Genomic DNA, 25959 nt, shown 5'->3' with positions numbered 1-25959 from the left:
GGCCACAATCGCCGAAAAATCAGAATTGATCGTCCGACAAAGCCAGCACGCTCTCGCCGCCCTTCGCGCTGACAATCGACGCCTCCAGCGCCGACGCCTGCGGCAACACATGCTCCGCGTAGAACTGCGCGGTCGCGATCTTCGCGCCATAAAACGAAGGATCTTCATCGCGCTTCTGAGCCGCCACGAGCAACGCACGCGCCATCTGCCAGCCGCCCAGCACGACGCCCGCCAGTTTCAGATACGGCACACTGCCCGCAAACACCGCGTTCGGATCTGTCTTCGTGTTGGCCACGACGAAATCGACCACGGCGCTCAGCGAATCGTGGCCTTGCGCCAGATATTTCTTCATCGACTCAAACGCGGCGCCCTGTTGCGCACCTAACGCTTCGACGGTTGCAGCAACACCAGCGAGCAGCGCCTTCGCCACCTTGCCGCCGTCGCGCAAAGTCTTCCGGCCGATCAGGTCGTTCGCCTGAATCGCCGTCGTGCCTTCGTAGATCGGCAGAATGCGGGCGTCGCGGTAATACTGCGCGGCGCCCGTTTCTTCGATGAAGCCCATGCCGCCATGCACCTGCACGCCAAGGCTCGTGACGTCGATCGACAACTCCGTGCTCCAGCCCTTCACGATCGGCACGAGATATTCGTAGATCGCCTGATGCTCCGCGCGGGTCGCTTCGTCCGCGTGTCGATGTGCAATGTCGCAATGCGCTGCGGCCACATACGCCAGCGCGCGCGACGCCTCGGTCAGCGAGCGCATCGTCGCGAGCATGCGACGCACGTCCGGATGCTGGATGATCGCCACCGACTGTTTCGCCGATCCGTCCACCGGACGGCTCTGCACGCGGTCTTTCGCGTACGCCACCGCGTGCTGGTAAGCGCGGTCCGACACGCCGACGCCCTGCATGCCCACCGCGAAACGCGCGGCGTTCATCATGATGAACATGTATTCGAGACCGCGATTTTCTTCGCCGATCAGATGCCCGATCGCGCCGCCGTGATCGCCGAATTGCAGCACCGCCGTCGGGCTCGCCTTGATGCCGAGCTTGTGTTCGATCGACACGCAATGCACGTCGTTACGCTCGCCGAGCGACCCGTCTTCGTTGATCAGAAACTTCGGCACGATGAACAGCGAAATACCCTTGACGCCTTCGGGCGCATTGGGCGTGCGCGCCAGCACGAGATGGGCGATGTTCTTCGCCATATCGTGCTCGCCCCACGTGATGAAAATCTTCGTGCCGAACAGCTTGAACGAACCGTCGCCCTGCGGCTCGGCACGTGTGCGTACCAGCGCGAGATCGGAGCCTGCTTGCGGCTCGGTGAGGTTCATCGTACCGGTCCATTCGCCAGAAATCAGCTTGGGCACGTAGGTCTGCTTTTGCGCTTCGGTGCCGGCGGTGAGCAACGCCTCGATCGCGCCGTCGGTCAGCAGCGGACACAGCGCGAACGACAGATTCGACGCGTTGAGCATTTCGACGCAAGGCGTGCCGATCAATTTCGGCAGACCCTGGCCTTCGTAGTCGAGCGGATGCTGCACGCCTTGCCAGCCGCCTTCGGAAAATTGCCGGAACGCTTCCTTGAAGCCGGGCGTTGCCGTGACCACGCCGTCCTTCCAGCTACTCGGATTGCGATCGCCTTCGACGTTCAACGGCGCCAGCACTTCACCGCACAGCTTTGCCGATTCTTCGAGCACGGCCTGCGCCGTGTCCAGGTTCGCGTCTTCGAAACCTGGCAGCGTCGCGATATCTTCGAGACCGGCCAGTTCTTTCATCACGAACAGCATGTCCTTGATGGGCGCCGTATAGCTCATTTCAGTTCTCCTCCTGCCTTGATATAAAAAAAGGGCGCTGGACTTGATCGGTCCTGCGCCCTTCGTGTGCTGCCAGACGCCTTTTACCCGACGCTACGGCGCGATGATGCCGCGATAATTAGCCGAGTTCGCTAACCAGTTCCGGCACGACCGTGAACAGATCGCCCACGAGACCGTAATCGGCGACGCTGAAAATCGGCGCTTCCGGGTCCTTGTTGATCGCGACGATGACCTTCGAGTCTTTCATCCCGGCCAGATGCTGGATCGCACCCGAGATGCCGACCGCGACGTACAGTTGCGGCGCGACGATCTTGCCGGTCTGGCCGACTTGATAGTCGTTCGGCACGAAGCCTGCATCGACCGCCGCACGCGATGCGCCGAGCGCCGCGTTCAGCTTGTCGGCCAGCGGTTCGAGAACCTGCGTGTAGTTTTCGCCGTTGCCCAGACCGCGGCCACCCGACACGATGATCTTCGCCGACGTCAGTTCCGGACGGTCCAGCTTCGTCACTTCGCGGCTGACGAATTGCGAGATGCCGCTGTCGGCTGCCGCTTCGAGCTTCTCGACCGCTGCGCTGCCGCCTTCGGCTGCGACGGCGTCGAAACCGGTCGAGCGAACCGTGATGACCTTGATCGGATCCGCCGATTGCACCGTTGCAATCGCGTTGCCCGCGTAGATCGGACGCTCGAAAGTGTCGGCGGAATCCACAGCGGTGATATCGCTGATCTGCGCGACGTCGAGCTTCGCGGCGATACGCGGCGCGATGTTCTTACCGTAAGCGGTCGCCGGTGCGAGGATGTGCGTGTAGTCCTTCGCGATGTTCAGCACGGTCGCTTCGACGTTTTCCGCGAGGCCCGCTTCGAGTTGCGGCGCGTCGGCCAGCAACACCTTGCTCACGCCAGCGATCTTCGCCGCCGCATCAGCAGCGGCTTGCGCGTTGTGCCCTGCCACCAGCACGTGAATGTCGCCGCCGATTTTCTGCGCCGCTGCAATCGTGTTCAGCGTCGCGGCCTTGATCGACGCGTTGTCGTGTTCTGCAATTACCAGATTCGTCATTTCGTCAGTCTCCCTCACAGCACCTTGGCTTCGGTCTTCAGCTTCTCGACCAGCGTCTTCACGTCCGGCACTTTCACACCGGCAGAGCGCTTCGGCGGCTCGGCGACTTTCAGCGTCTTCAGGCGCGGCGCAACGTCAACGCCGAGGTCTTCGGGCTTGATCGTTTCCAGCGGCTTTTTCTTCGCCTTCATGATGTTCGGCAGCGTCACATAGCGCGGCTCGTTCAGGCGCAGATCGGTCGTGACCACGGCCGGCAGCGTCAGCGACAGCGTTTCAGCACCGCCGTCGACTTCGCGCGACACCGTCGCTTTGCCGTCGGCGACGACCACCTTCGACGCGAACGTCGCTTGCGGCAGATTCGCCAGCGCGGCGAGCATCTGGCCGGTCTGGTTCGAATCGTCGTCGATCGCCTGCTTGCCGAGGATGATCAGTTGCGGCTGTTCCTTGTCGACCAGCGCCTTCAGCAGCTTCGCGACAGCCAGCGGCTGCAGTTCTTCAGTCGATTCGATCAGAATCGCGCGATCCGCGCCGATCGCCAGCGCGGTGCGCAGCGTTTCCTGCGATTGCGCGACGCCTGCGGACACGGCGATCACTTCGGTCGCGACGCCCGCTTCTTTCAGGCGCACGGCTTCTTCAACGGCGATTTCGTCGAACGGATTCATCGACATTTTCACGTTCGCGATATCGACACCCGTGCCGTCCGATTTCACACGGACTTTCACGTTGTAATCGACCACTCTCTTGACTGGCACCAGGATTTTCATGCACACGCTCCAAAGTTACGAATACGTCAACCCAACGAACATTATAACGACTGCCCTTATGACAGCCTTCTCGCGGGCGCTTTAGCAGGAGGATATCGCTCCTCAGTGGCGTGACGGCAATATCGAACGATCGTTCTATTTTAATCTCGAAAAAACCCGGGCGACAACCCCGGGTCCCGACTTATGACTCTAATTTCGCATTGCCGTCTTGTCTTGCTGTGTCTGTTGCTGCGTCGGTAAGCCGGCGGCCTACCAGGCGGTGATCACCGAGCCGCCGAACTTCGTGTCGATAAACTGCTTCACTTCGGGCGAATGATACGCCGCGACCAGTTTGGCCACCCACGGCTTGTTCCGGTCGGCTTCGCGGATCGCGATGATGTTCACGTACGGGCCCTTCGGGTCTTCGATCGCGATCGCGTCCTGCTTCGGCTTCAGACCCGCTTCCATCGCAAAGTTTGTGTTGATCGCGGCGGCGTCCACGTCGTTCAGCGAGCGCGGAATCTGCGCGGCGTCGAGTTCGACGATCTTCAGCTTCTTCGGGTTATCGACGATGTCGAGCGGCGTCGCCTTCAGACCGGCTTCGGCGCGCAACTTCAGCAGGCCAAGCTTTTGCAGCAGCAACAGAGCGCGGCCGCCGTTGGTCGGATCGTTCGGCACCGCGATCTTGGCGCCCGGCTGCAATTCCGCGAGCGTCTTCACTTTCTTCGAATAGACGCCCATCGGGTACGTAACGGTATCCGCGATACGGATCAGCTTGTAGCCGCGATCCTTGACCTGCGCCTGCAAGTACGGGTCGTGCTGATAGCTGTTCGCGTCGAGATCGCCGCCGGCAAGCGCAGCGTTCGGCTGCACGTAGTCGGAGAATTCGACGATCTTGATGTTCAGCCCGTTCTTCGCCGCGACCGTCTTCACGACTTCCATGATCTGCGCGTGGGGACCGCCGGTGACACCGACCTTGATCGTGTCGTCGGCGTGGGCTGCCGTCGCGAACAGCGACGCGGCACCGAACGCGGTGAACAGCGCGGCCGCCAGCTTGAGGATGAAACGACGTTGCATGATGGACCTTTCTGAGTGGCTCTTTAGCGGGTTCCGATAACCCTTGTTGATTTATTTATGGCTCAGACGACGCACGAGCCAGTCCCCGAACGACTGCACGAGTTGCACGAACACGATCAGGATCACCACGACGGTCAGCATCACTTCCGGCAGGAAACGCTGATAACCGTAGCGGATGCCGAGATCGCCCAGCCCGCCGCCGCCGATCGCACCGGCCATCGCCGAATAGCCGACCAGCGACACGAACGTGATCGTCAACCCGGCGACGACGCCCGGCAGCGATTCCGGCAACAGCACCTTGAAGACAATCTGGCTGGTGGTCGCGCCCATTGCCTGCGCCGCTTCGATCAGCCCGCGATCCACTTCGCGCAGCGCGGTTTCGACCAGCCGCGCGATGAACGGCGCGGCGGCGATGGTCAGCGGCACGACCGCAGCCGCCGTCCCGATCGACGAACCCACCACCAGACGCGTGAACGGAATCACCGCGACCAGCAGGATGATGAACGGCGTCGAACGGACCGCGTTGACGACCACGCCCATCACGCGATTCAGCGCGACGTTTTCCAGCACACCCTGACGGTCGGTCAGATACAGCAACACGCCGAGCGGCAAGCCCACCACCGCGCCGACCAGTCCGGAAATGCCCACCATCACGAGCGTTTCCCAGAACGACTGGACGAACATATCGAACATTTCACTCAACATGCGAAAGCTCCTCCACCACCACACCCTGTTCACGCAGATACGTCAGCGCCTGCGCCACCTTCGTCGGTTCGCCGCCCGCGAGCACCGCGAGCGAGCCGAACGCCTGCCCCTGGATCTCGTCGATCTGGCCGTGCAGGATGTTGAAGTCGAGTTCGTAGCGGCGAATCGTTTCCGACAAAATCGGCTGGTCGACGCCCGAACCGGTGAACGCGAGGCGCAACAAGTGGCCGCTGCCCGTCTTCAGACGTTCGGCGACGCGCGCCTTCATGGCAGGCGGAAGCTCCTGCGCGATCACGTCGCCGATCAGCGCGCGCGTGACTTCGTGATGCGGCTGCAGGAACACGTCGATCACCTTGCCCTCTTCGACCACACGCCCCGCGTCCAGCACGGCCACGCGATCGCAGACCTGCTTGATCACGTCCATCTGGTGCGTGATCAACACGATCGTCAGGTTCAGTTCGCGGTTGATGCGCTTGAGCAGGTCGAGAATCGCCCGAGTGGTTTCGGGGTCGAGCGCGGACGTCGCTTCGTCGGAGAGCAGCACTTTCGGCTTGCTCGCGAGCGCGCGCGCAATGCCGACGCGCTGCTTCTGGCCGCCGCTGATCTGCGCCGGATAACGGTCTTTCTGCGCCGACAGACCGACCAGGTCGAGCAGCGGCAGCACGTTCGCTTCGATTTCATCGCGCTTCATGCCGGCGAGTTCGAGCGGCAACGCGACGTTCTCGTACACGGTACGCGACGACAGCAGATTGAAGTGCTGGAAGATCATGCCGATCTCGCGGCGCGCCTCGCGCAATTGCGCGGCGGGCAGCGTGGTCAGATCGCGTCCGTTGACGACGATATTGCCTTCGGACGGGCGTGTCAGCAGGTTGATGGTGCGCACGAGCGTACTTTTGCCCGCACCGCTGCGGCCAATGATGCCGAACACCTCGCCCGCCGGGATCGACAGATTGACGTTGTGCAGCGCCTCGACCCAGCCCCGGGGCCCAGCGAAGCGCTGGGAAACATTGCGTATTTCGATCATGGAAAAACGAAACGGCGGAGACTGTCCGCGAGCGTTGTACGCTCCCGACAAGCGGCCGCCGTTGCTTTTATTGGGATTTGAGGCGGCAATTCTACCGCAGCGCCGACATTCCCTTTAATAATCAATTCCGATCTTTTCATAACCTGTGAGCATTAGAGGGAGGTTAAACGCGAGATGTTCGCGCATCGGGCGCGACTGCGACTATGATCGGGCCACCCAAAAAATCAGGATACGCCGTGATCATGGAGACATCTCGAAATAGCTCAGGCAGCAACGGCGATGCGCGCACGAGCGGCGTCAACGTGGGCCGCAACACCGCCGTGCTGCCGCGCTCCTCGGTGACGACAGCCGACGGCGTCGACCTGCCGCTGTATCGCTGGCCGGCAATCGGGCAGACGCGCGCCACGATCGCGCTGGTGCACGGGCTGGCCGAGCACGCCGGACGATATGCGGCGCTGGCCGCAAGGCTGAACGCGGTCGGCATCGAGCTGGTCGCCATCGATCTGCGCGGTCACGGCCATGCGCCCGGCAAGCGGGCGTATGTGAAGCGTTTCGACGACTATCTGCTGGACGCCCAGGCTCTGCTCGACGAGGCCGCGCAAAGTTGCGTCCCGCTCTTTCTGATGGGACACAGCATGGGTGGCGCGGTCGCCGCGCTCTACGCGATCGACCGGCTCGAAGCGACGGGCCGCCGCCTGAACGGCCTGATCCTGTCGAGCCCGGCGCTTGCGCCCGGACGCGACGTGCCGGGCTGGATGCTCAAGTTGAGTCACGTGATCAGCCGCCTCTACCCCGGCTTTCCGGCGATGAAAATCGACGCCGCGTTGCTGTCGCGTCTTCAGCCGGTGGTGAACGCCAATCGCAACGATCCGCTCGTGCATCACGGCGCGATTCCGGCGCGCACGGGCGCGGAGTTGCTGCTGGCGATGGCGCGCATCGAACGTGGACGTGCAGCGCTGCGCATGCCGCTGCTCGTGTTTCACGGCACCGAGGACAAACTCACCGAGCCCGAAGGCAGCCGCGAATTCGGCGAGCATGCGGGGTCGCCCGACAAGACGCTCACGCTGCACGAAGGCAGTTATCACGAGACGATGAACGATATGGATCGGGACCGGGTGATCGGTGGGTTGATCGACTGGATCGAGAGGCGGCTGGTTCGGGCGTGAGGGACGCTAGCTCTTGGGCAACGGAATCGAGCGCAATGGCTGCTGCCCGGGGGCGATGGTCGCGATAGTCACGACCGTCGCGCTTGCGTGACGCAGCACGCGATAGCAGAAGCGCTTAGCGCTTCCAGTCCGGCGCCCGCTTGTCGATAAACGCCTGCACGCCTTCCAGCGCGGAGTCGTCCATCATGTTGCAGGCCATCGTTTGACCGGCGAGTTGATACGCCGCTTCAATCCCCATCTCGAGCTGACGATAGAACAGCCCCTTGCCCGCGCTCACCGCCTCGACGGGTTTCGCGCAGATGCTGGCGGCGAGCCTGGCCAACTCCGCATCGAGCGCATCTGACGGAACGACGCGGTTCACGAGGCCCTGCTGCTTCGCCTGGGTGGCATCGATGAAATCGCCGGTCAGCAGCATTTCAAGCGCCGCCTTGCGCGACAGATTGCGCGACAACGGCACCGAAGGCGTCGCGCAAAACAGCCCAAGGTTCACGCCGGACACGGCAAAACGCGCGGTATCCGCCACCACCGCCAGATCGCACATCGCGACCAGTTGACAGCCCGCCGCCGTCGCAATGCCCTGCACTCTTGCGATCACCGGTTGCGGCATCCGCTGGATCGTCATCATCAGTTTCGTGCAGCGGGCGAATAGCGCCTGGTAATAAGCCAGCGACGGCGCCGCGCGCATCTCCTTCAGATCGTGTCCCGCACAGAACGCACGGCCTGCTGCGGCGATCACGACCACACGCGCGTCGCTGGATTGCGCGATTCCGTTCAACGCGTTTTGCAACGCGTCGAGCAATGCTTCGGATAACGCGTTGAAAGCGTCGGGCCGGTTCATCGTCAGACTCACGACGCCCTTGACGCCGTACGCGTCGTGTTCGACCTCGACCAGCGAGGCGTTGCGTGCGTCGTTAGCGTTCATGGCTGGCTCCTCTTTGCTCTCATTGCGTTTGCCCCGACCCCGCGGCGCGCACGCCGGCTCAGATTCCCGCCAGCGACCGCACGTGCGCGACCACGCTGCGCCCGAGCGCCGACAGGTTATATCCGCCCTCCAGGCAACTGACGATCCGCCCGCGCGCATAGCGTTTCGCGATCTCGCGCATCTGATCGGTGATCCACGCGTAATCGTCTTCGATGAGACCCATGTTGCCGAGGTCGTCTTCGCGATGCGCGTCGAAGCCCGCCGAGATGAACAGCATCTCCGGCTTGAAGTCATGCAGACGCGGCAGCCACAGCATGTCGATCGCCTCACGCACGGCCATGCCTTTCGAGCGCGCCGGCATCGGTACGTTGCACATGTTCGGCGCCTGGTTGTCGGCACCGGTAAACGGATAGAACGGATGCTGGAAGATGCTGCACATCAACACCCGCGGGTCGCCCGAAAATGCCGCTTCGGTGCCGTTGCCGTGATGCACGTCGAAGTCGATGATCGCGACGCGCTGCATGCCGTGCACGTCGAGCGCGTGACGCGCGGCAATCGCGACGTTGTTGAAGAAGCAGAAGCCCATCGCGCGAGCCGGCTCGGCATGATGACCAGGCGGGCGCACGCTGCAAAAGGCGTTGTCGTAACGGCCTTCGATCACCGCGTCCGTCGCCGCCACGGCCGCGCCCGCCGCGCGCAACGCAGCCTGCCAGGTATGCGGATTCATCGTCGTATCGGGATCGATCTCGGCGATGCCCTCAGTGGGCGAACGGCTGCGGATGTAATCGACATGCGCCTGCGTATGCACGCGCAGCAGCGCGGCTTCGTCGGCGAGCGGCGGCGACTCGCGCTCGATCAGCGAGTCGATGCGGCTTGCGATCAGTTGATCTTCGATGGCCTGCAGACGCGCGGGACATTCGGGATGCCATTGCCCCATGTCGTGCAGCAGACAATCGGCGTGGGAATAAAAACCTGTTGCCATGTTTTCTTCTGCGGCGCCGCGCGTTCGAAGCGCGCGCTGCGTGTCTCCATCCAGGGGGCGCGCGCCCTCGGCGCGCCAACATTTATCAAGTTACCACACGACGTCGCGCCGAACGTGGCTGCGATGCGATGGCAATGCGGCACCGCCGCTGGGACTTTCCCGCAGCGTGTTAGACGCGGTTTTGCAGAAGGCGTCGGGTATACTGCCCCGAACCTTTTTCCCGTCTCTTTCGCTCTGCCTCTTTGCACACTATGACCGTCAAGCTTGCTCTGTCCGCACGAAACCGGCTACGCATCAGCACGCTGGCCACCGCATTGTCCGTTGCATCGTGCATGTTCATGGCAACCAGTCCGGCTGTCGCGCAAAGCGTCGGCAAGAAACCGCCGGTGCTGGTTGCGCAAAGCCAGCCGCAACCGGCCGCGCAGCAAGGGCAAACTTTCGAAGAAGAGATCATCCCGCAGCGCTACGCGAACAATCCCGACGTCAACGTGTTCATCGACGATATGGTCGCGCGCTACGACTTCGATCCGGCCGCGCTGCACGCGCTGTTTGCCGGTGCGAGTTATTCGGCGACCGCGGTCAAGCTCGTGACGCCGTCGCCGTCGCCCACGGTCAAGAACTGGCGCGTTTATCAGTCGCGTTTCCTCGACCCGGTGCGAATCAACGCGGGCGTGCGCTTCTGGCGCGCGAACCAGGCCACGCTGCAACGCGCGTACGAGGAGTTCGGCGTGCCGCCTGAGGTGATCGTCGGCATTCTCGGGGTGGAGACGATTTACGGCCGCTTCATGGGCAACTTCCGCGTGCTCGATGCGCTGACCACGCTCAGCTTCGACTACCCGGCTACGGCGAATCGCGGAGATCGTCAGGTGACCTTCCGCAAGAATCTCGAAGACTACCTGGTCTGGACACGCGATTCGCAAATCGATCCGACCACCGTGCTCGGTTCGTACACGGGTGCAATCGGTATTCCGCAATTCCTGCCGAGCAGCATCGTCAAATATGCGGTGAGCTATGACGGCAACAAGCAGATCGACCTGCGCACCAATCAGGCGGATGCGATTGGCAGCGTAGCGAACTATCTGCGTCAGAACGGTTGGGAAAGCGGCCGGCCGGTAGTGTGGAAAATCGGCTCGGACGCGGGCAGCCTGGGCGTCGCGCAAGCTGCCGCCGATGGTCAGCCTGAACCGCGCTGGCCGCTCTCGCAGCTGCTGCGCGCCGGCTTGCTGCTGAATCAGCCGGATGTCGATGTCGCGGCCGAAGCGGGCACGCCGGTGACGGTGGTGGATCTGCCGTCTCCGGGACGCGGCACCGAGTTCGTGCTGGGTCTGAAGAACTTTTACGTATTGACGCGCTATAACCGCAGTTTCTTTTATGCGCTGGCGGTTTATCAGTTGGGGCAGCGTATCAAGCAGCAGATGCAGGCCAGCGACGCGATGAATGCGATCAGCAACGGGAACGGCGCTTCGTCGAGCGCGGCTTCGCCTTCGCAATAGTTTGAATGGTAGGCGCCGGGTGCGCCCCAGGCGTGAGTCGTACAAAAAAGCGCCGGTCAGTTTTTAACTGACCGGCGCTTTTTATTTGACTACCGTAACGCTGACCCACACGGCCTACTTACGCAGGAAACACCCCGGTGGACAGATAACGGTCGCCGCGATCGCAAACGATGAACACGATCGTCGAATTCTCGACCTGGCGCGCGATACGCAGCGCCACTTCACACGCTCCGCCCGACGAGATGCCAGCAAAGATACCTTCGACCGACGCCATGCGCCGCGCCATTGCCTCAGCAGCCGCCTGGCTCACGTTCTCGACACGATCCACGCGGCTACGGTCGAAAATTTTCGGCAGATAAGCTTCCGGCCATTTGCGGATACCCGGAATACGCGAACCTTCTTCCGGCTGCGCACCGATGATCTCGATCGCCTGATTCTGCGTCTTCAGATAAGCGGACACGCCCATGATCGTGCCGGTCGTACCCATCGACGAAACGAAGTGGGTGATGCGCCCTTCCGTGTCGCGCCAGATTTCCGGACCCGTGCCTTCGACGTGCGCCGCCGGGTTGTCCGGGTTCGCGAACTGGTCGAGGATGATGCCCTTGCCTTCGCGCTGCATCTGCTCGGCGAGGTCGCGCGCGTATTCCATGCCGCCGGTGACGGGCGTCAGGATGATCTGCGCGCCGTAGGCGGCCATGCTCTGACGCCGCTCGACCGACAGATCTTCCGGCATGATCAGAACCATCTTGTAGCCACGGATCGCCGCCGCCATGGCCAGCGCGATACCGGTGTTGCCGCTGGTCGATTCGATCAGCGTGTCGCCCGGCTTGATACGCCCGCGCGCTTCCGCTTTCTTGATCATCGACAACGCCGGACGGTCTTTCACCGACCCAGCAGGATTGTTCCCCTCGAGCTTGGCAAGGATCACGTTATTGCGGCTGCGGATTTCGTCGTCGGGAAGCCGGACCAGCTGCACGAGCGGCGTATTGCCGATCGTATCTTCAATCGTTTTGTAAGCCATATCGGTTCGGGTGCTGTCGCTGCGGGGAGTCTGCAATCTGTCGATTCTAAACTACCGTGCCCGTCGTTGCCGGGCGGCCCTGCTGCTCGCATGGATGCACGAGTCCGCTTGTCTCCCATGCTGAGCGCCGCGTCGACACGCGAAGACAGATTCAACGGGAACCGGATCGCAAAAAGCCCGCGGCTGAGTACCGCGGGAGCCAGTCATTTGCATGACAGCTGAAGGAGTGTGCTGCTTCACTCCGACCATGAAGGGGGAAACAAATGGCAGCGGGCCGCGGACGCAGCCCGCACGACGCTATTTCTTCACGACCACCGTGGGGTTGGCGGAGTTGGCTTTGGACGTATCGGCCGAAACGGTCGTGCCTTTGGCCTGTGAAGTCGCCGCAGCCTGCGCGTTAGCAGCCGCGCCAGCCGGACCGACAGCGAGACCCTCCGCCTGCAGGCGCTCGACGGTATGCCCGCCCATGCCTTTGACGCGCTTGCCGAGGTCGGCCGGGTCCTTGAACGGACCATGCGCTGTACGCTCGTCGAGAATGGCTTTCGCTTTGGCCGGACCGATGCCCTTGATGCCGCGCAGCGCATCTTCGTTAGCCGTGTTGACGTCGACCGCCGCGTACGCGTGACCGAAGGCGGCCAGCATGGCCGCGGTAACCAGAATTTTTCGAAACATATGGAATCTCCCTCGTACAACCGGTTGGCGAACATCGTCAACCGGGAGATTCCAGTTTAAAGAGGTATCCGAATTATTTACACCTGGCCGAACAGCCAGCGCACGTACCGGTCGACACCTTCCTGCACGCTCAGAAACGGCGCGTCATAACCGGCTGCGCGCAGCTTCGACTGGTCGGCTTGCGTGAAGCATTGGTACTTGCCGCGCAACGCGTCGGGGAACGGAATGTATTCGATCAGCCCGCGCTGAACCTGCTCCGCAAGCGGCAACGCCGGCTCGTTATTCAACGAACGCAACGTATTGACCACCGTGCTCGCGATGTCGTTGAACGGCTGCGCGCGGCCGCTGCCGAGATTGAAGATGCCCGATTTGTCCGGGTTGTCGAAGAAGAACAGGTTGACCTTCACGACATCTTCGACGGAGACGAAATCGCGCGTCTGCTCGCCGGCTGCATAACCGTTGTATTCGCCGAACAGCTTGACCTTCCCTTCGGCGCGGAACTGGTTGAAGTTGTGAAACGCGACCGACGCCATGCGCGCCTTATGCGTTTCGCGCGGGCCATAAACGTTGAAGTAGCGGAAGCCCGCAATCTGGCTTGTCGCGGTAGGCAGCACGCGGCGGATCACCTGGTCGAACAGGAACTTCGAATAGCCGTACACGTTCAGCGGCTGCTCGACTTCGCGTTCTTCGACAAAGCGGCTCGACCCGCCATAAGTTGCCGCCGACGACGCGTACAGGAACTGGATGTTCTGTGCCTGGCAGACTTCGAGCACTTCGCGGCTGTAGCGGAAGTTGTTTTCCATCATGTAGCGGCCGTCGGTTTCCATCGTGTCCGAGCAGGCGCCTTCGTGGAAAATCGCGCGTACTTTGCCGAAGTCGCCGCGTTTGAACCGCTCGATAAAATCGTTCTTGTCGAGATAGTCGTCGATTTCGCAATCGACCAGATTCTTGAACTTGTCCGCGCGCGTGAGGTTGTCGACGGCGATGATGCGTTGTTCGCCGCGCTCGTTGAGCGCCTTCACGAGGTTGCTGCCGATAAAACCGGCCGCGCCGGTGACGATGAGAGTCATGATGGCCTGCTTAAATTGGTTTCAGCTGACGCCCCGCGAATTCCTCTTCATGCCGCCGGACGGCGCATATCGAAGGAACCCGGCGGGCTGCATCAATGAAAGAGTTCGTCGTAATCGACGGTGGCGGTGCCGAGTTTGCCGACCACGATACCGGCCGCGCGATTGGCGAGCCCGACCGCCTCGACCAGCGTGAGACCCGCGCCCAGCATGGCCGCGAGCGTGGCGATCACGGTGTCGCCGGCACCCGAGACATCATACACTTCGCGTGCTACGGCCGATGCGTGCAGGATGCCGTCGTCAGAGAAGAGCGTCATGCCCTCTTCCGAACGCGTCAGCAGCAGCGCCTTGAATTGCAGATCGGCGCGCAGCTTCGACACCCGCGCGATCAGGTCTTCTTCCGATTTCCACTGACCGACCACTTCGCGCAATTCGGCGCGGTTCGGCGTGATCAACGTCGCGCCGCGATAGCGCTCCCAGTCGTCGCCCTTCGGATCGACCAGCACCGGTTTGCCCGCGGCATGCGCCTTCGCGATCATCTGCGTGACGTGCGTCAAACCGCCCTTCGCGTAATCGGACATCAGAATCACATCGTGCGACGGCAGCAATTCGTCGAATCGCGCGAGGCCCGCGAGCAGCACTTCGTGCGCGGGCGAGTTCTCGAAATCGACTCGCAACAGCTGCTGCTGACGCGACAGCACGCGCAATTTGATCGTGGTGAGCAACGCCGGATCGCGTTCGAGATGCGGCGTGACCCCACTCTCGTCGAGTAGTTGCACGATGCGCTCGCCCGGCTCGTCATGACCGACCACGCAGAGCAACCCAGCCTGAGCGCCCAGCGCGACCGCATTGCGCGCGACGTTCGCGGCGCCGCCGAGGCGGTCTTCCTGACGCTGCACATGCACCACCGGCACCGGCGCTTCCGGCGAAATACGGTTTACATCGCCGAACCAGTAGCGGTCGAGCATCACGTCGCCGACCACCAGCACGCGCGCGGCGCCGAGTTGCTGGCGCGGCACTACCGTGAGTTCCGGTGCCGGTGTGGATGCCGGAGTCGCGGGCACGGCGTCAGGCATTGGCCGGAAGTTCAGAGGGTTGGGCATAAGGGCGTCCAATCGAGTGATAGTCGATGCCGAGTTCGGTCATCGCGTCCGGTTCGTACAGGTTGCGGCCGTCGAAAATCAGCGGCGACTTCAGCACCGATTTCAGATGCACGAAATCCGGACTCTTGAATTCTTTCCATTCGGTCACGATCACCAGTGCGTCGGCGGCGGTGAGCGTTTCGTCCTGCGTGCCCGTGAAGGTCAGGCGCGCGAGCTGCTCGGGCGCGTCATGCAGATCCATCGCGAACACGCGGCGCGCTTCGTCCACTGCGACCGGATCGTATGCGCGCACGCTTGCGCCGCGCGCCAGCAGTTCCGCGATCACGCGACGGCTCGGCGCTTCGCGCATGTCGTCGGTATTCGGCTTGAACGCGAGACCCCACACGGCAAATGTGCGGCCACTCAGGTCTTCGCCGAGCTTGGCCGTGACCTTCTGGACCAGCACGTCTTTCTGCCTGTAGTTCACTTCCTCGACCGCTTCGAGAATACGCAGGTTATGACCGCTTTCGCTTGCCGTGCGGATCAGCGCCTGCACGTCCTTCGGGAAGCACGAGCCGCCGTAGCCGCAACCGGCATATAGAAAGTGATAGCCGATACGCGGGTCGGAGCCGATCCCGCGACGCACCGATTCGATATCCGCACCGACGCGATCCGCCAGATTCGACATTTCGTTCATGAACGAAATGCGTGTGGCAAGCATGGCGTTCGCGGCGTATTTCGTGAATTCCGCCGAGCGCACGTCCATATACAGCGTGCGTTCGTGATTGCGGTTGAACGGCGCATACAGGCGCTTGATCATTTCGCGCGCGCGCTGACCGGCTTCGTCTTCGTCGACGCCGAGCACGATGCGGTCGGGACGCATGAAGTCGTCGACGGCCGCGCCTTCCTTCAGGAACTCGGGATTCGACACGACCGAAAAGCGGTGCTGTTCGCTGTTGGCGAGACCGCGTTTGGCCAGTTCTTCCTCGACCACCGCACGCACGCGCTGAGCCGTGCCGACCGGCACCGTCGACTTGTCGACGATTACCTTGAAGCCGTTCATCGTGCGGCCGATGTTACGGGCCGCTTCGAGCACGTATTGCAGATCGGCCGAGCCGTCTTCGTCGGGTGGGGTGCCGACGGCGATGAACTGCACGTCGCCGTGCGCCACGCTCGCTTCGATATCGGTCGAAAACGTGATGCGGCCAGCCGCGCGCGTGCGGGCGATGATTTCCTGCAAGCCCGGCTCGTGGATGGGCACGCCGCCGTTGTTGAGGATTTCGATCTTGCGCGGATCGACGTCGAGACAGAACACGTCATTGCCGATCTCGGCGAGACACGCACCAGTAACGAGGCCCACATAGCCAGTGCCGATGATGGTAATTTTCATACGCTTTCCGCTAGAAGATTTCGGTGATGATGCCGATGATGAACCCGTGGCGAATTCCGCCCGCGCCTTCGATGCCGCGCTCGCCCTCGCCTCGTCAAGGCACGGCGATGCGGCGCTGCGCGGCGACAGCACGGGTCAACGCCGGCGCGGTCGCAGGGGTCATCATGCCGTCCCGGTCAGCTCGATGCCGTAATCGGTTCGACGCGGCGGGGAGCGTAGGTCTCCCAACCGCTGCAGCCGGGGCATTGCCAATAGAAAAGCCGCGCCCTGAAACCACAATTCTGGCACGTATAGCGTGGCAGATTTTTGGTGCGCTGACGGATCAGCGTTCGCATCAGTTCAAGTTCGCTGCGTCGCGGTTCTTCCGCGACGGCTTGCTGTGCTTCGAGCAGACGCGTCATGCCCGCCAGATTCGGCGACTTCTGCATCTGCGCGCGCGCGAGCGCATGCGCCGCGTCGGGTCCGCGCAACGATGCGACGTGCTGATAGGCGACGTCGAGCAGATCATTGGTCGGATAACGGTCCACCCAGGTCGTCAGCAGATCGGCGCCTTCCTGCGCACGGCCCAACGCCTCATAAGCCTTCATCAGCTTCTCGGCGACGAGCGGCAAGTACGCCGGATTCTGCTCCTCGACGCGCCGCCACTGCGCGATGGCCGCTTCCTGCGCCCCACCGGCTGCGTCGACATCGCCGAACAGAATCGTGGCGCGCACGTTGGTCTGATTCGCCTTGAGCGCGAAGCCAAGCTGACGGCGGGCCTCGTTCGGGTTTTTCTGCTGCAACGCTTCCTGCGCGAGTTCGCAGTGGAATTGCGCAATTTCCTTGTCGAGCGATTCGGCACCCATCGTTTCCAGATGACGGGCGGTGTCGATCGACTTCACCCAGTCCTTCTCGATTTCGTAGATGGTCAGCAGCGCGCGCTGTGCGCCCAACGCGTAGTCGCCGGTTTCGAGCGAGCGGAACGTTTCTTCCGCCCGATCCAGCAGACCCGCCTTCAGGAAGTCCTGACCCAACTCGTACAGCGCGTGATCGCGCTCGGTGACCGGCAGGTCGGCGCGGCTCAGAAGATTCTGATGCACGCGGATCGCGCGATCGGTTTCGCCGCGTCGCCGGAACAGATTGCCTAGCGCGAAATGCAATTCGACCGTTTCCGGGTCAAGCTTGACCACTTCGATGAACGCGTCGATCGCCTGATCGGGCTGCTCATTGAGCAGGAAATTCAGGCCGCGAAAGTAGGAACGCGGCAGGTTGGCGCTTTCGGACAGCAGCGTCTTGAGGTCGTAGCGTGCAGCCATCCAGCCGAACGCAAACGCGACGGGTATGACAAGCAGCCACCAGAAGTCTAGATCCATGCGATTAATGCAAATGTGCTGGAAAGCAGGAACGGAAAGCCGCGCTCAAAGCGCGCGGCAGAAGAAATATCAGATCAGCGGTGGCATGGGCGGCTGCTCGACCACTACCGGGGTTTCACGCGCCACGCGCAACTCGCGCTTGAGCCGGCCGTTCTCCATGCGCAAGCGCACCACGGCAGGCATGGCCGACACCAGCCCAGCCAGCAACCCCACGACGAAGAACGCGAGGCCAATAAGAATCAAGGGCGCCGACCACGCATAGCCAGCGAGGAAATTCAGCGTAGCAGGTTGTGTATTGGAGAGTGCCAACACGAGCAGCAGCACGAACACCAGTACACGGATCAACCAGACGATAAATTTCATGAGTAGGTCTCTTGACGGCAATTGCGGAGTGACGCCGGCCTGATGACGCGTCGCGCCAGGGGTGTTGCCCGCGCCGAAGTGACCCGTATTGTAATTGAAGCCCTCGCGGCTGGGCAGGAACTGGCGGATAACGGCCTTACCGGAGTTGATCGTTGCTAACGAACGTATTCGGGCAAAGGCTGGCCGTGCGGCTGCGCATTTTTCAACTGGCCGACGCGAGAACGCCAACCTGCGAGCCATAAAGCGAAATTCCAGGATAACCAGTCGCCAAACGTACAGACGAAAAAAAAGCGCCCTAAGGCGCTTTTTCTGGTCTTTTGCCGACTGTGGCTTTGGCCGCTGACGCTTCCAACGCTACGCTGCAAACCACACAGTGAAGCATTACAGATCGTCATCCGGCTCTTCGGCCTTCAACGGCTCACCCGCGCGGCGATCTACCCGCTCGCGCAATTCCTTGCCCGGCTTGAAGTGCGGTACGTACTTCTCAGGTACCAGCACCTTCTCGCCCGACTTCGGATTACGCCCGACGCGGGAAGGACGGCGGTTGAGGCCGAAGCTGCCGAAGCCGCGAATTTCGATGCGATGACCGTTGGCAAGCGCCTCCGACATCGCATCAAGCATCGTCTTCACCGCGAAATCCGCATCTTTAAGAACAAGTTGCGGAAATCGCGTAGCCAGCTGGGCGACCAATTCCGATTTGGTCATACTGCAGCAGACCTCTCAGGCTTACTGGTTCTGGCCGTCGAGCTTGGCCTTCAACAGCGCGCCGAGGTTCGTCGTGCCGGTGGCAGCCGAGTTCGAGTCCGACGAAGCCAGGCCGCGGATCGCTTCCTGTTGCTCAGCCGAATCCTTGGCCTTGATCGACAGGTTGATACCACGCGACTTGCGATCGATGTTGATGATCATCGCGTTGACCTTGTCGCCTTCCTTCAGCACGTTGCGAGCATCTTCCACGCGGTCTTGTGCGATTTCCGAAGCGCGCAGGTAGCCTTCGACTTCCGTCGACAGCTGAACCACTGCACCCTTTGCGTCTACCGTCTTGACCACGCCGTCGACGATCGAACCCTTGTCGTTCATTGCAACGAAGTTGCTGAAAGGGTCGCCTTCGAGTTGCTTGATACCCAGCGAAATGCGTTCCTTCTCGACGTCGATGCCGAGAACGATTGCTTCCACTTCGTCGCCCTTCTTGTACTTGCGAACTGCTTCTTCGCCCGTTTCCGACCACGACAGGTCCGACAGATGAACCAGACCGTCGATGCCACCCGGCAGACCGATGAAAACGCCGAAGTCGGTGATCGACTTGATTGCGCCTTGCAGCTTGTCGCCCTTCTTGAAGTTGCGGCTGAAGTCGTCCCACGGGTTCGGCTTGCATTGCTTCATGCCGAGGCTGATACGGCGGCGGTCTTCGTCGATTTCGAGAACCATGACTTCGACTTCGTCGCCCAGCTGCACAACCTTCGACGGTGCAACGTTCTTGTTCGTCCAGTCCATTTCCGACACGTGAACCAGGCCTTCGATGCCCGATTCAACTTCGACGAATGCGCCGTAGTCGGTGATGTTGGTGACCTTACCGAACAGGCGCGTGCCCGACGGGTAACGGCGCGAGATGCCTTCCCACGGATCGTCGCCCAGTTGCTTGATACCCAGCGAAACGCGGTTCTTCTCTTGGTCGAACTTGAGGATCTTCGCGGTAACTTCCTGGCCAACCGACAGAACTTCGCTCGGGTGACGCACACGACGCCATGCGATGTCGGTGATGTGCAGCAGGCCGTCGATACCGCCGAGGTCCACGAACGCGCCGTAGTCGGTGATGTTCTTCACCACGCCTTCCACGATCGCGCCTTCCTTCAGCGTTTCGAGCAGCTTTGCGCGCTCTTCGCCTTGGGTCGCTTCGATCACAGCACGGCGCGACAGCACGACGTTGTTACGCTTGCGGTCGAGCTTGATGACGCGGAATTCCAGCGTCTTGCCTTCGTACGGAGTCGTGTCCTTGACCGGACGCGTGTCGACGAGCGAACCCGGCAGGAACGCGCGGATGCCGTTGACCATGACGGTCATGCCGCCCTTGACCTTGCCCGTGATCGTGCCGGTCACGAGTTCGTTGTTGTCGAGAGCCTTTTCCAGCGACAGCCACGAAGCCAGACGCTTCGCCTTGTCGCGCGACAGGATCGTGTCGCCATAGCCGTTTTCCAGCGCGTCGATCGCGACGGAAACGAAGTCGCCCGCCTGCACTTCTACCTCGCCCGCGTCGTTCAGGAACTCTTCGAGCGGGATGTAGGCTTCGGACTTGAGACCAGCGTTGACGACCACGAAGTTGTGGTCAACACGCACGACTTCGGCGGAGATCACTTCGCCGGCGCGCATGTCTTGCTTGGTCAGCGACTCTTCGAACAGAGCCGCAAAAGATTCGGTATTCGGGGTAGAGGTTTGCAGGTCGGACATAAAAATCGAAATTTGCATGGTTTCGCGGTGCCCGGCCGACCGGAACGGTCAGCAAAAACGGTCAAGAAAGCGAATGCCACGCGGGGTTAAGGGGTTAATACAACGCTTCACAACAAGCGTGAAGCACCTACTGACAACGGACTTCTACTGCGCCCGCGGCTGATTCAAACCACAACATCAACGCAACTTCAATCAGCCGTGCGGGACGAAAGCTTCATACCACTGCACCACTTGTTCGACCGCCTGGTCGACCGACAATGCCGAGGTATCAAGCAGCTTTGCATCCGCTGCGGGCTTGAGTGGCGCGGCTGCGCGCTGACTGTCACGCTCATCGCGCTCACGCAAATCCCGGAGCAAGTCATCCATATTAGCAGAAAATCCTTTTTGGATCAATTGCTTATACCGGCGTACCGCGCGGGCCTCGACGCTGGCCGTCATGAACACCTTCAGCGCAGCGTCCTGGAAGATCACCGTGCCCATATCGCGACCGTCGGCAACCAGCCCCGGCTCCTTGCGGAAAGCCCGCTGACGCGCCACCAGAGCGGCTCGCACGGGTGCGTGGACGGCAATCCCGGAGGCCCGGCTGCCCACTTCCTCTGCACGAATTTCCGCCGATACGTCGACGCCGTCGAGCTGCGCCAGCCCCTCGCGAAAGGTGATGTGGAGGTCGTCGATCAGTTTGACAAGCGCGTCGGCGTCGTCCGGCGCGACGCCGTAGCGAATGCTCGCCAGCGCGGCGAGCCGGTACAGCGCGCCGCTATCCAGCAGGTGAAAGCCGAGGCTCGCGGCTACCAGCGCCGCCACGGTGCCTTTGCCGGAGGCACTCGGGCCGTCAATCGTAATGACGGGCGTCTGGTGAAAGGGACGGGTCGGTTTCATCGAAAAAGTCGCACTTCAGTCGATTCGGGGGCGAATCAGGGTTGGGCGAGCGCAATGAAGCGCTCGAAATAATCAGGAAACGTCTTGCCGACGCACTTCGGATCGTTGATCCGCACCGGCACGCCGCCCAGGCTCACGAGCGAGAAGCACATCGCCATGCGGTGGTCGTCGTAGGTATCGATCGACGCGTTCGGAATCAGCTTTTCAGGCGGCTCGATGACGAGGTAGTCCTCGCCTTCCTGCACCTTCGCGCCGACCTTGCGCAGCTCGGTGGCCATCGCGGCCAGCCGGTCGGTTTCCTTCACGCGCCAGCTCGCGATATTGCGCAGCGTGGTGGCGCCGTCCGCGAACAGCGCCGCGACCGCAATGGTCATGGCCGCGTCGGGGATCAGGTTGAAGTCCATATCGATGGGATTGAGCTTGCCATTGTCGTTGCCGACGCCGCGCACTTCGATCCAGTCGTCGCCCATCTGCAGATTCGCGCCCATCCTGATCAGCGCATCGGCGAAACCGACGTCGCCCTGAATGCTCGCGCGGCCCACGCCTTCCACTTTCAACGGACCGCCGCCCAGCACGCCGGCCGCGAGGAAATACGACGCGGACGACGCGTCGCCTTCCACCATGATCGTGCCCGGCGACTGATAACGCTGCCCAGACGGCACGATGAACTGATGCCAGCCGTTCCGCTGCACCTCGATGCCGAAGCGTGCCATCAGCTTGATCGTGATCTCGATGTACGGCTTCGAAATCAGCTCGCCGTCCACCTGCACGGTACTCACGCCGCTTTCGGTGCGCAGCAGCGGCAGCGTCATCAGCAGCGAGGTCAGGAACTGGCTCGACACGTCGCCGCGCACGCGGATCGGTGCATCGGCGGTAATTTGCGCGGGGCGAATCCGCAGCGGCGGATAGCCTTCGTTCTCTTCGTAGTCGACCTTCGCGCCGATCTGACGCAAGCCGTCGACCAGATCGCCGATCGGCCGCTCGTGCATGCGCGGCACGCCGTGAATCCGGTAGTTGCCGCCATTCACTGCCAGCGCAGCCGTCAGCGGACGTACCGCCGTGCCCGCATTGCCTAGGAACAGATCGGCCGAGCGCGCCGTGAACGCGCCGCGCGTGCCCGTCACGACACAGGTGTCGCCATCACGCTTCAGACGTACGCCGAGCTTTTCGAGCGCGTCGAGCATCACGCGGGTGTCGTCGGAATCGAGCAGGTTCGTGATCGTGGTCTCGCCTTCGGCAAGCGCTGCGAGCAGCAACACCCGGTTCGAAATGCTCTTCGAGCCAGGCAGTCGAACCGTGCCGGACGCACGAGAAAATGGTCCGAGATCGAGGAATTCCATGATTGAGTCCAGTTTCCGGTTATTTCGATGCGTCGCTCTGGGCGACGCTGGCTGCGCGTTGTTCCTGCCACTCGGTGCGCGCGACCCGTGAGCGCACGAACACGGCTTCGAGCGCGGCGCCGTCGGCGGATTCGATTGCCGTGCGCAAACGTGCGAGCACGGCCGTGTAGGCGTCCAACTCGTCGAGCAGCGCCGCGCGATTCGCGACGCACACGTCACGCCACATTTCCGGGCTCGACGCGGCAATTCGCGTGAAGTCGCGGAAACCGCCTGCCGCGAACGAGAATTTCAGCGCGGCGTCGGGCGAATTGAGAATCTGCTCGACCAGCGCAAACGACAGAACGTGCGGCAAATGACTGACCGACGCGAACACGCGGTCGTGCTGCTCAGGCGTCATTTCGCGGACCAGCGCGCCGGTTGCACTCCACATGGCCGCGACGCGCTCGACCGCTTGCGGCGAATTCTCGGCCAACGGGCACAGCACGACATTGCGGCCGACGTACAGATCAGGCAACGCGGCATTGACCCCACTCGACTCCCGACCCGCAATCGGATGCCCCGGCACGAACTGGCCGATCCGCGCGCCGAGCGCCGCGCGCGCTGCGGCGACCACGTCCGACTTCGTGCTGCCCGCATCGGTGACGATCGTGCCGGCGTCGAGAAACGGCGCGATGCGTTCGAGCAGCGGCTGCGTCTGCGCGACCGGAGCCGCGAGCAATACGAAATCGGCGCCGGACAGCGCGTCGCGCAACGCGGCATCGTCGTTCAACGCCGCTGCGCCGTCGATCACGCCCAACTCCAGCGCACGCTCGCTCGAAGCCGACGAACGCCCCACACCTATCACGGTGCGCTCGCCGTCAGCCTCGCCGCGCTCGCGCAATGCGCGCGCAAGCGATCCGCCGATCAGGCCGACACCAAAAATCACCAGCTTGTTAAAAGAAAACGCGGCCACGTCGATCACACAAAAGGCGCGCAAGTCGTGCCGACAAGCGCGCGGGTCAAGGATTACCGCTTACGCGGTAGCGAGCGTCTTTTCGAGCGCCGCGAGGAATGCTGCGTTTTCTTCCGGCAGGCCGATCGTGATGCGCAGCCATTGCGGCAACCCGTAATTGCCGACCGGACGCACGATCACGCCCTGCTTCAACAACGCCAGATTCACGCGATTGCCGGCCGCATCGTCGTTGCCGACACGCACCATCACGAAGTTGCCGTCCGACGGCACGTATTCGAGGCCGAGCTTGTCGAATGCGTCAGTCAACAGCCGATAGCCTTGCGCGTTAAGCGACGCACTCTTCTCGAGGAACGCCTTGTCGTTCAACGCGGCGATTGCAGCCGCCTGTGCCAGCGTGTTCACGTTGAACGGTTGACGCAGGCGGTTCAGCAGATCGGTCAGTTCAGGTTGCGCGATTGCAAAGCCGACGCGCAGACCAGCCAGCCCAAACGCCTTCGAGAACGTGCGCGACACCAGCAGATTCGGATAACGGCGCACCCACGCAATCGAGTCGTAGCGCTTTTCTTCCGGCAGATATTCGGTGTACGCCTCGTCGAGGACCACGACGACGTGACGCGGCACCTTGTCGAAAAACGCCTCGAGCTTTGCGCCTTCGATAAACGTGCCAGTCGGGTTATTCGGATTCGCGACGAAAACGAGGCGAGTGTCGTCGGTGATTGCGGCAAGTATTGCGTCGAGGTCGTGACCATACTTGACGGCCGGCACGACGATCGCGCGTGCGCCAACGCCTTGCGTGGCGAGCGCGTAGACCGCGAACGAATACTGCGAGAAGACGATCGACTGACCCTTTTCCACGAACGCATGCGCAGCGATTTCGAGAATGTCGTTGCTGCCGTTGCCCAGCGTGACCCACTCGGCCGGCACGTCGTAGCGCTCGCTGAGCGCGGCCTTCAACTCGAAACCATTCGAGTCCGGGTAGCGGCCGAGTTCGCTGGCGGCCTGCACCATCGCGTTTTTCGCCGACTCGGGCATGCCGAGCGGATTTTCGTTCGACGCCAGCTTCACGATGGTCGCTTCGTCCAGACCGAACTCGCGGGCCACTTCCGAAATCGGCTTGCCGGCGATGTAAGGCGCGATCGCGCGCACGTAGGAAGGACCGAAAGACGCTGTCATGAATATCTCCGAACGACTATGAATTAGTGATTGTGCGGCTGGGCGGCGTGTCGTCGCCCGAATGCTGTTGTTTGCGACGCGCCTGTGCGCGCCGCCTGTTCCGCGGCTTGCCCGGCGATTACCGGGCGCGCGGATACGACCCGAGTATCTTCAGGAACGCAGCTTTTTCGCCGAGTTCGACGAGGGCGGCCGACACGGCTGGATCGTCGCGATGACCTTCGACGTCGATATAGAAGTAATACTCCCACGTGCCGACGCGGGCCGGACGCGACTCGAAACGCGTCATCGACACGCTGTGGCGCGCGAGCGGCTCAAGGAATTTCACCATTGCACCCGGCTCGTTCACTACCGACACGATCAGCGAAGTCTGGTCATAACCGCTGGCGCCAGACGGCTGCTTGCCGATCATCACGAAGCGCGTACGGTTATGCGGATCGTCCTGAATCAGCGCGTTCACCACTTGCAGACCATAGTGGGTCGCCGCGCGATCGCCGGCGATTGCCGCAACCGTCGGATCTTCCGCGGCCATGCGCGCGGCCTCGGCATTGCTCGACACCGCTTGCCGCTCCAGATGCGGCGCGTTCGTCGACAACCACCGCTGACACTGCGCCAGCGCCTGCGCATGCGCGCACACGCGCTTCACGCCAATGAGATTGCCGCTCAGCGTCAACAGATTGTGGTGAATCGGCAAAGCCAGTTCGCCGCCGATCGTGAGCTGCGTTTGCAGCAGCAGATCGAGCGTGCGCGACACCGCGCCTTCGGTCGAATTCTCGACCGGCACGACGCCGAATTCGGCAGCGCCCGCCTCGACCGAACGAAACACTTCGTCGATCGCCGGGCACGGCAAGCCTTCGATCGACTGACCGAAGTACTCGTGCATCGCCTGCTCGCTATACGTGCCGACCGGCCCGAGATACGCGGCCTTGATGGTCTTCTCGAGCGCGCGGCTTGCGGCCATGATCTCGCGCCAGATCGCGCTGATGTGCTCGCTCGCGAGCGGCCCTTCGCTCATGTCCTGCAGACGCGCGATCACCTGCTGTTCGCGCTCCGGCCGGAACACCGGCGCGTTGAAATGCTTCTTGACCTCGCCCACTTCGAGCGCCACCGCGGCGCGCTGGTTGAGGAGCGCGATCAATTGCGCGTCGAGCGCGTCGATGCGCTCGCGCAGAGGTTTGAGTCGGGTATTAAGTTCGTCGTCCATGCGTGAAAACGGCCCTGCCGGTAGCTGCTGCACAAATGCGTGCTGGAAA

At 62.2% G+C, this 25959-nt stretch carries 24 protein-coding genes; 2 read left to right on the top strand and 22 right to left on the bottom strand.

Annotated elements, in window-relative coordinates; all coding sequences use genetic code 11:
- Positions 1 to 19 precede the first annotated feature (19 nt).
- From ABH945_RS02450 to ABH945_RS02425, 6 genes are all read right to left on the bottom strand, one after another.
- Positions 20 to 1810 (bottom strand): acyl-CoA dehydrogenase, encoded by a 1791-nt coding sequence (locus ABH945_RS02450; RefSeq protein ID WP_429249613.1) that lies wholly within the window; start codon positions 1808 to 1810, stop codon positions 20 to 22.
- 118 nt (positions 1811 to 1928) lie between these two features.
- On the bottom strand, positions 1929 to 2864 hold the full coding sequence (locus tag ABH945_RS02445) for an electron transfer flavoprotein subunit alpha/FixB family protein (protein WP_429249612.1): 936 nt from the start codon (positions 2862 to 2864) through the stop codon (positions 1929 to 1931).
- 14 nt (positions 2865 to 2878) lie between these two features.
- A complete protein-coding gene (locus ABH945_RS02440) occupies positions 2879 to 3628 on the bottom strand; it encodes an electron transfer flavoprotein subunit beta/FixA family protein (protein WP_074765062.1) in 750 nt (249 codons plus the stop codon).
- A gap of 249 nt (positions 3629 to 3877) precedes the next feature.
- Positions 3878 to 4684, bottom strand: a complete 807-nt coding sequence (locus tag ABH945_RS02435; RefSeq protein ID WP_429249611.1) for a MetQ/NlpA family ABC transporter substrate-binding protein — start codon at positions 4682 to 4684, stop codon at positions 3878 to 3880.
- 51 nt (positions 4685 to 4735) lie between these two features.
- Positions 4736 to 5389, bottom strand: coding sequence for a methionine ABC transporter permease (locus tag ABH945_RS02430; RefSeq protein WP_074765067.1), 654 nt, complete (start codon positions 5387 to 5389; stop codon positions 4736 to 4738).
- Positions 5379 to 6413, bottom strand: a complete 1035-nt coding sequence (locus ABH945_RS02425; RefSeq protein ID WP_429249610.1) for a methionine ABC transporter ATP-binding protein — start codon at positions 6411 to 6413, stop codon at positions 5379 to 5381. The genes ABH945_RS02430 and ABH945_RS02425 overlap by 11 nt, the downstream gene beginning before the upstream one ends.
- Positions 6414 to 6655: 242 nt before the next feature.
- On the opposite strand from ABH945_RS02425, the gene ABH945_RS02420 reads away from it, so the two are divergent.
- Positions 6656 to 7579, top strand: coding sequence for a lysophospholipase (locus ABH945_RS02420; RefSeq protein WP_429249609.1), 924 nt, complete (start codon positions 6656 to 6658; stop codon positions 7577 to 7579).
- Positions 7580 to 7694: 115 nt separating this feature from the next.
- Here ABH945_RS02420 and ABH945_RS02415 read toward each other — a convergent pair whose 3' ends face one another.
- Positions 7695 to 8501 carry an enoyl-CoA hydratase gene (locus tag ABH945_RS02415; protein ID WP_429249608.1) on the bottom strand — a complete coding sequence of 269 codons (807 nt, stop codon included), beginning with the start codon at positions 8499 to 8501 and terminating at the stop codon, positions 7695 to 7697.
- A gap of 58 nt (positions 8502 to 8559) precedes the next feature.
- On the bottom strand, positions 8560 to 9483 hold the full coding sequence (locus tag ABH945_RS02410) for a histone deacetylase family protein (RefSeq protein WP_429249607.1): 924 nt from the start codon (positions 9481 to 9483) through the stop codon (positions 8560 to 8562).
- 251 nt (positions 9484 to 9734) lie between these two features.
- Here ABH945_RS02410 and mltB point away from each other — a divergent pair, with 251 nt between their 5' ends.
- Positions 9735 to 10976: a lytic murein transglycosylase B gene (gene mltB / locus ABH945_RS02405; RefSeq protein WP_429249606.1), complete on the top strand. Its 1242-nt coding sequence runs from the start codon at positions 9735 to 9737 to the stop codon at positions 10974 to 10976.
- Between the two features lie 118 nt (positions 10977 to 11094).
- On the opposite strand, the gene cysM is transcribed toward mltB, so the two are convergent.
- The 14 genes from cysM to pheA all read right to left on the bottom strand — a co-directional run bounded on the left by cysM (position 11095) and on the right by pheA (position 25910).
- Complete coding sequence (gene cysM, locus ABH945_RS02400; RefSeq protein WP_074765077.1) at positions 11095 to 11997, bottom strand: cysteine synthase CysM; 903 nt, start codon at positions 11995 to 11997, stop codon at positions 11095 to 11097.
- A 297-nt stretch (positions 11998 to 12294) separates the two neighbouring features.
- On the bottom strand, positions 12295 to 12669 hold the full coding sequence (locus tag ABH945_RS02395) for a ComEA family DNA-binding protein (protein ID WP_429249605.1): 375 nt from the start codon (positions 12667 to 12669) through the stop codon (positions 12295 to 12297).
- A gap of 77 nt (positions 12670 to 12746) precedes the next feature.
- The gene (gene rfaD / locus ABH945_RS02390) at positions 12747 to 13739 is read right to left on the bottom strand and encodes an ADP-glyceromanno-heptose 6-epimerase (protein WP_429249604.1); all 993 of its coding nucleotides are present in this window, start codon (positions 13737 to 13739) and stop codon (positions 12747 to 12749) included.
- 92 nt (positions 13740 to 13831) lie between these two features.
- The gene (rfaE1, locus tag ABH945_RS02385; protein WP_074765083.1) at positions 13832 to 14839 is read right to left on the bottom strand and encodes a D-glycero-beta-D-manno-heptose-7-phosphate kinase; all 1008 of its coding nucleotides are present in this window, start codon (positions 14837 to 14839) and stop codon (positions 13832 to 13834) included.
- Positions 14805 to 16208, bottom strand: coding sequence for a UDP-glucose dehydrogenase family protein (locus ABH945_RS02380; RefSeq protein ID WP_074765085.1), 1404 nt, complete (start codon positions 16206 to 16208; stop codon positions 14805 to 14807). The genes rfaE1 and ABH945_RS02380 overlap by 35 nt, the downstream gene beginning before the upstream one ends.
- Positions 16209 to 16384: 176 nt before the next feature.
- Positions 16385 to 17560: a lipopolysaccharide assembly protein LapB gene (gene lapB / locus ABH945_RS02375; RefSeq protein WP_429249603.1), complete on the bottom strand. Its 1176-nt coding sequence runs from the start codon at positions 17558 to 17560 to the stop codon at positions 16385 to 16387.
- A gap of 69 nt (positions 17561 to 17629) precedes the next feature.
- Positions 17630 to 17923: a LapA family protein gene (locus ABH945_RS02370; RefSeq protein WP_074765089.1), complete on the bottom strand. Its 294-nt coding sequence runs from the start codon at positions 17921 to 17923 to the stop codon at positions 17630 to 17632.
- A 381-nt stretch (positions 17924 to 18304) separates the two neighbouring features.
- Complete coding sequence (locus ABH945_RS02365) at positions 18305 to 18628, bottom strand: integration host factor subunit beta (protein WP_007180889.1); 324 nt, start codon at positions 18626 to 18628, stop codon at positions 18305 to 18307.
- A 21-nt stretch (positions 18629 to 18649) separates the two neighbouring features.
- The gene (gene rpsA, locus ABH945_RS02360) at positions 18650 to 20383 is read right to left on the bottom strand and encodes a 30S ribosomal protein S1 (protein WP_074765093.1); all 1734 of its coding nucleotides are present in this window, start codon (positions 20381 to 20383) and stop codon (positions 18650 to 18652) included.
- A gap of 174 nt (positions 20384 to 20557) precedes the next feature.
- The gene (cmk, locus tag ABH945_RS02355) at positions 20558 to 21244 is read right to left on the bottom strand and encodes a (d)CMP kinase (RefSeq protein ID WP_074765095.1); all 687 of its coding nucleotides are present in this window, start codon (positions 21242 to 21244) and stop codon (positions 20558 to 20560) included.
- 35 nt (positions 21245 to 21279) lie between these two features.
- Positions 21280 to 22584, bottom strand: coding sequence for a 3-phosphoshikimate 1-carboxyvinyltransferase (gene aroA, locus ABH945_RS02350; protein ID WP_429249602.1), 1305 nt, complete (start codon positions 22582 to 22584; stop codon positions 21280 to 21282).
- 19 nt (positions 22585 to 22603) lie between these two features.
- Complete coding sequence (locus ABH945_RS02345) at positions 22604 to 23545, bottom strand: prephenate dehydrogenase (protein ID WP_429249601.1); 942 nt, start codon at positions 23543 to 23545, stop codon at positions 22604 to 22606.
- A gap of 51 nt (positions 23546 to 23596) precedes the next feature.
- Positions 23597 to 24709 carry a histidinol-phosphate transaminase gene (hisC, locus tag ABH945_RS02340; RefSeq protein WP_429249600.1) on the bottom strand — a complete coding sequence of 371 codons (1113 nt, stop codon included), beginning with the start codon at positions 24707 to 24709 and terminating at the stop codon, positions 23597 to 23599.
- 118 nt (positions 24710 to 24827) lie between these two features.
- On the bottom strand, positions 24828 to 25910 hold the full coding sequence (gene pheA / locus ABH945_RS02335; RefSeq protein ID WP_429249599.1) for a prephenate dehydratase: 1083 nt from the start codon (positions 25908 to 25910) through the stop codon (positions 24828 to 24830).
- Positions 25911 to 25959 lie beyond the last annotated feature (49 nt).

Origin of the sequence: Paraburkholderia sp. GAS333 (assembly GCF_050435665.1) — a bacterium.
Classification (GTDB): Bacteria; Pseudomonadota; Gammaproteobacteria; order Burkholderiales; family Burkholderiaceae; genus Paraburkholderia; species Paraburkholderia fungorum_A.
The sequence above is the reverse complement of the archived record's forward strand: the minus strand, read 5'-3'. Positions and strand labels throughout refer to the sequence as shown.

Excerpts from the sequence above, each read along its gene's own strand:
- ABH945_RS02395 (WP_429249605.1), bottom strand. The coding sequence starts at position 12,669 with ATGTTTCGAAAAATTCTGGTTACCGCGGCCATGCTGGCCGCCTTCGGT.
- cysM (WP_074765077.1), bottom strand. The coding sequence starts at position 11,997 with ATGGCTTACAAAACGATTGAAGATACGATCGGCAATACGCCGCTCGTG.
- cmk (WP_074765095.1), bottom strand. The coding sequence starts at position 21,244 with ATGAAACCGACCCGTCCCTTTCACCAGACGCCCGTCATTACGATTGAC.
- ABH945_RS02440 (WP_074765062.1), bottom strand. The coding sequence starts at position 3,628 with ATGAAAATCCTGGTGCCAGTCAAGAGAGTGGTCGATTACAACGTGAAA.
- rfaD (WP_429249604.1), bottom strand. The coding sequence starts at position 13,739 with ATGACTCTCATCGTCACCGGCGCGGCCGGTTTTATCGGCAGCAACCTC.
- ABH945_RS02415 (WP_429249608.1), bottom strand. The coding sequence starts at position 8,501 with ATGAACGCTAACGACGCACGCAACGCCTCGCTGGTCGAGGTCGAACAC.
- mltB (WP_429249606.1), top strand. The coding sequence starts at position 9,735 with ATGACCGTCAAGCTTGCTCTGTCCGCACGAAACCGGCTACGCATCAGC.
- ABH945_RS02430 (WP_074765067.1), bottom strand. The coding sequence starts at position 5,389 with ATGTTGAGTGAAATGTTCGATATGTTCGTCCAGTCGTTCTGGGAAACG.
- ABH945_RS02365 (WP_007180889.1), bottom strand. The coding sequence starts at position 18,628 with ATGACCAAATCGGAATTGGTCGCCCAGCTGGCTACGCGATTTCCGCAA.
- ABH945_RS02420 (WP_429249609.1), top strand. The coding sequence starts at position 6,656 with ATGGAGACATCTCGAAATAGCTCAGGCAGCAACGGCGATGCGCGCACG.
- hisC (WP_429249600.1), bottom strand. The coding sequence starts at position 24,709 with ATGACAGCGTCTTTCGGTCCTTCCTACGTGCGCGCGATCGCGCCTTAC.
- pheA (WP_429249599.1), bottom strand. The coding sequence starts at position 25,910 with ATGGACGACGAACTTAATACCCGACTCAAACCTCTGCGCGAGCGCATC.
- lapB (WP_429249603.1), bottom strand. The coding sequence starts at position 17,560 with ATGGATCTAGACTTCTGGTGGCTGCTTGTCATACCCGTCGCGTTTGCG.
- ABH945_RS02380 (WP_074765085.1), bottom strand. The coding sequence starts at position 16,208 with ATGAAAATTACCATCATCGGCACTGGCTATGTGGGCCTCGTTACTGGT.
- rpsA (WP_074765093.1), bottom strand. The coding sequence starts at position 20,383 with ATGCAAATTTCGATTTTTATGTCCGACCTGCAAACCTCTACCCCGAAT.
- ABH945_RS02445 (WP_429249612.1), bottom strand. The coding sequence starts at position 2,864 with ATGACGAATCTGGTAATTGCAGAACACGACAACGCGTCGATCAAGGCC.
- ABH945_RS02425 (WP_429249610.1), bottom strand. The coding sequence starts at position 6,413 with ATGATCGAAATACGCAATGTTTCCCAGCGCTTCGCTGGGCCCCGGGGC.
- ABH945_RS02450 (WP_429249613.1), bottom strand. The coding sequence starts at position 1,810 with ATGAGCTATACGGCGCCCATCAAGGACATGCTGTTCGTGATGAAAGAA.
- ABH945_RS02410 (WP_429249607.1), bottom strand. The coding sequence starts at position 9,483 with ATGGCAACAGGTTTTTATTCCCACGCCGATTGTCTGCTGCACGACATG.
- aroA (WP_429249602.1), bottom strand. The coding sequence starts at position 22,584 with ATGGAATTCCTCGATCTCGGACCATTTTCTCGTGCGTCCGGCACGGTT.
- rfaE1 (WP_074765083.1), bottom strand. The coding sequence starts at position 14,839 with ATGCCCAACCCTCTGAACTTCCGGCCAATGCCTGACGCCGTGCCCGCG.
- ABH945_RS02370 (WP_074765089.1), bottom strand. The coding sequence starts at position 17,923 with ATGAAATTTATCGTCTGGTTGATCCGTGTACTGGTGTTCGTGCTGCTG.
- ABH945_RS02435 (WP_429249611.1), bottom strand. The coding sequence starts at position 4,684 with ATGCAACGTCGTTTCATCCTCAAGCTGGCGGCCGCGCTGTTCACCGCG.